Annotated in this window: 2 protein-coding genes and 1 pseudogene; 1 reads left to right on the top strand and 2 read right to left on the bottom strand. The window is 66.3% G+C overall.

What is annotated here, in order from left to right; translation table 11 throughout:
- On the bottom strand, window positions 1-2,203 hold a 2,203-nt coding region (locus tag B1A78_RS21195; protein WP_077148830.1), incomplete at its 3' end, for a DNA gyrase subunit B.
- 106 nt (window positions 2,204-2,309) lie between these two features.
- Between B1A78_RS21195 and B1A78_RS21190 the strand changes: the two genes are divergently transcribed.
- A complete protein-coding gene (locus B1A78_RS21190) occupies window positions 2,310-2,744 on the top strand; it encodes a hypothetical protein (RefSeq protein WP_077148829.1) in 435 nt (144 codons plus the stop codon).
- A gap of 9 nt (window positions 2,745-2,753) precedes the next feature.
- Here B1A78_RS21190 and B1A78_RS21185 read toward each other — a convergent pair.
- Window positions 2,754-3,035, bottom strand: a pseudogene (locus B1A78_RS21185) (hypothetical protein); the annotation flags it as partial.

Below are 3,035 nucleotides of genomic sequence, written 5' to 3'. Positions count from 1 at the left end.
GCGCCGCGGCGCTGCTGCCCTTCACCAGCCGGCTCGGGCTGGCATAGGTTTCGGCCTGCTCGCCCGCCAGCTTGTGCAGGCGGCGCGCCTCCTGGCTCGCGAGGAAGGCGGCGTCGATCGCATGATGGTCGCTGACCCCGCGCCAGCGCTTTTCGAGCGTGTAGCCGCCGTCGACCACGGCGATGGTCCACACCGCGTCGTTGCCGCCGGTGAGCGCGCGCTCGGCATTGTTGAGCCAGGCGGCGGCGCGCTCGCTGGCGGCCTGCTGTCCGGCATCGTCGAGTTCGGGGTCGAGCGCGCCATTGAGCGCCAGCGCCTCAACCAGCTCGTAATTATGCCCGCGCGGGACATAACGCATCAGCGCGCGCAGCCGGCGGCCATGTTCGATCAGGTCGCGCAGGTCGGCGCCCGACCGCGCGCCGCCGCTCGTCTCGAGCATCAGCGCGTCGATACCGCCGTCGACGAGATAATTTTCGAGCGCGCTGTCGTCCTTGACGTAGACCTCGCTGCGCCCCTTCGCGACCTTATAGAGCGGCGGCTGCGCGATATAGAGGTGCCCCGCCTCGATGATCTCGGGCATCTGGCGATAGAAGAAGGTGAGCAGCAAGGTGCGGATATGCGCGCCGTCGACATCGGCGTCGGTCATGATCACGATCTTGTGATAGCGCAGTTTCTCGAGGTTGAACTCGTCGCGAATGCCGGTGCCGAGCGCCTGGATCAGCGTGCCCACTTCCTTGGACGAGATGATACGGTCGAAGCGCGCGCGCTCGACGTTCAAGATCTTGCCCTTCAGCGGCAGGATCGCCTGCACATGCCGGTCGCGGCCCTGCTTGGCACTGCCGCCTGCCGAGTCACCCTCGACCAGGAAGAGTTCGCACTTGCTCGGATCGCGTTCCTGGCAGTCGGCGAGCTTGCCGGGCAGGCTCGCGATATCCATCGCGCCCTTGCGCCGCGTCAGTTCGCGTGCCTTTTTCGCGGCCTCGCGCGCGGCGGCGGCGTCGATCACCTTCTGGATCACCGCCTTGGCATTGGCGGGGTTTTCCTCGAGCCATTCGGTCATGCGGTCGGCCATCAGGCTTTCGAGCGGCTGGCGCACTTCGGACGAGACGAGCTTGTCCTTGGTCTGCGACGAAAATTTCGGGTCGGGCAGCTTGACCGACACGATCGCGGTCAGACCTTCGCGCATGTCCTCGCCGGTCAGCGACACCTTCTCCTTCTTCAGCATCCCCGACTTCTCGCCATAGCCGTTGAGCGTACGCGTCAGCGCGGCGCGGAAGGCGGCCAAGTGCGTGCCGCCGTCGCGCTGTGGGATGTTGTTGGTGAAGCAGAGGACATTCTCATAATAGCTGTCGTTCCACTCCAATGCGACGTCGATGCCGATGCCGTCGCGCTCGCTGCTGATCGCGATCGGATCGGGCAGCAGCGCATTCTTGTTGCGGTCGAGATATTTCACGAAGGCGGCGATCCCGCCCTCGTAGAACAGGTCGTGGCTGACATGTTCGGCATGGCGCGCGTCGACCAGCTTGATGCGGACGCCCGAGTTGAGGAACGCCAGTTCGCGGTAGCGATGCTCGAGCTTTTCGAAATCGAACTCGAGGACATTCTTGAACGTCTCGGTCGACGCCTGGAAGGTCACGCGCGTGCCCTTCTTGCCCGCCGGGGCGGGGCCGTTGACCTTGAGCGGGGCGACCGAATCGCCATTTTCGAAGCGCATCCAATGCTCTTCGCCATCGCGCCAGATCGTCAGTTCGAGCCATTCGCTGAGCGCGTTGACCACCGACACGCCGACGCCGTGCAGACCGCCCGACACCTTGTACGCATTATCGTCGCTCGTATTCTCGAACTTCCCGCCGGCGTGGAGCTGGGTCATGATGACCTCGGCCGCCGAAATGCCTTCCTCGGCGTGGATGCCCGTCGGGATGCCGCGACCATTGTCCTCGACGCTGACCGACCCGTCGCTGTTGAGCGTGATCAGCACGAGGTCGCAATGGCCCGCGAGCGCTTCGTCGATCGCATTGTCGCTGACTTCGAACACCATGTGATGCAGCCCCGACCCGTCGTCGGTGTCGCCGATATACATGCCCGGCCGCTTGCGCACCGCGTCGAGGCCCTTCAGGACCTTGATCGAATCGGCGCCATAGGCATTCGCATTGGGCTGGTTGGCGGGGGCGCTCGGCGCGTTGGTTTCAGGGGTATCCGTCATAGCGATTATATAGGGTCGGACCCGGTAAAACCCAAGCGAAAATGCGGCTCTCGCGCATTTGGCAAGGAGCGTTGCGCGCCCGCGCCGCGGCGGCTAGTTTCGGGGCATGAAACATCGTCTCCCCTGCTCGCTCGCCGTCCTTGCCGCGCTTTCGCTCGCCGCCTGTTCGCAGCCGGCGCCGCCGCCCGACAATGCGCCGGTGGTTGCCGGAGACCCGCTCGCCTCGCGTCCGGTGAAGACCGGTACCGAGGGCCCCGAGCTCCCCGCCTGTGCCAGCAGCTCGCGCGTCAAGCCGGGCGGGACCGATGTCTTTTGGGCACCGGGCGAAACGCGTGCGGTCAAGGCGAAGCTTGCCGGCGGAACGCCGGTGTCGCTGTGCGAGGCGACCGATGACGACGCCTGGTTCGGCGTCATCTTCGCGGCGCCCGGCGACGATCCGGCGCTGTGCAACGTCACCCGCCCGGTGCGCAGCGCGCGCGAATATCAGGGTCCGTGCCGCTGGGGCTGGATCAAGGGCGGCACGGTGGAGATCGCGGGCTGACCCGACGGATCAGCCGCGGCAATCCTCGATCAACCGGCCGATTTCGGACTGCACGGGCAGGGTCAGCGTGCTGCCATTGCTCGCCTCGAGCGCAAAGCGTCCGCGGCTAAACGCGATGCGGTCGAGCCGCACGTCGCGGCTGGGGATCGCGATGCGGCCGCCATCGAGGCGCATCCGGTCGGTTCCCGCGCTGGTCTTGAGGTCGACGTCGATCGCATCGCCCGCGCCCAGCCCGGCGCCGAGTTCGATCGACCCGCCGCTGCACGCCATCGTCAGCAACGGCGAAGCGAC

The organism is Sphingopyxis sp. KK2, from assembly GCF_001990265.1.
Lineage (GTDB): Bacteria > Pseudomonadota > Alphaproteobacteria > Sphingomonadales > Sphingomonadaceae > Sphingopyxis.
This window is presented reverse-complemented; position numbering and strand designations above follow the sequence as displayed.

Bases quoted from the DNA above. Each gene is read 5' to 3' on its own strand.
- B1A78_RS21190 (WP_077148829.1), top strand. From the start codon at position 2,310: ATGAAACATCGTCTCCCCTGCTCGCTCGCCGTCCTTGCCGCGCTTTCG.